The sequence below is a fragment of the Arhodomonas sp. KWT genome (assembly GCF_010993615.1).
Window position 1 is genome coordinate 1 of sequence record NZ_WNXE01000904.1, and the last position, 688, is coordinate 688.

1 pseudogene is annotated in these 688 nt (G+C 68.5%); it reads right to left on the minus strand.

From position 1 onward, the window contains the following. Positions 1-554 (minus strand): annotated as a pseudogene (locus tag G7A99_RS23185) (propionyl-CoA--succinate CoA transferase); the annotation flags it as partial. Between the last annotated feature and the right edge of the window lie 134 nt (positions 555-688).

Here is a 688-nt window from a genome sequence, read left to right on the forward strand (position 1 = left end):
CCGTAATAGACGTCGTGCATCCCCTCCAGGGCCGCGGGCTGCCATCGGTTGACCTCCAGGATCACCCGGTCCGCCTGCTCCAGCCAGGTCTTGTTGTTGCCGACGGAAGACGACGGGATCAGCGCCCCGTCCTCGCGGATGCCGACGACCTCGATCACCGCCACGTCGATCTCGCCGAAATAGCCGAACCACGCGTGCTGCGCCACGTGGCTGAGATGCATGTCGATGTACTCGAGCTCGCCGGCGTTCACACGCTCGCGCACGGTCGGATCCGACTGGTACGGCAGGCGCAGCTCCATGCCCCGGGCCCGTGCCAGCGCACCGTCGAGTTCGGGCGCGGTGGAGGCACCGGTGAGCACGCGCAGCTGAAACCCCTCGCCCGCATCCGCGGCGGCATTCATGCGCTCGGTCAGGGCCTGGGGGACGGCCTTGGGATAGCCGGCACCGGTGAAACCGCTCATCGCCACGGTCATGTGCGGCTGGATCAGGGCGGCCGCCTCCTCGGCGGACATCAGGAGCTGGCGCAGGCCGGGATGCCGGATGCGTTCGTCCATGTAACACCTCGATTGCAGGATACGGGGAAAGGGGACGCACTCGCGTCCGCCGGCGGGGGAACGCGGCACGAAACCGTTAGACGGCAAATCATAGCATCGCTACCCACCGCCACCGCCAGTGCCCGGCCGCGCCG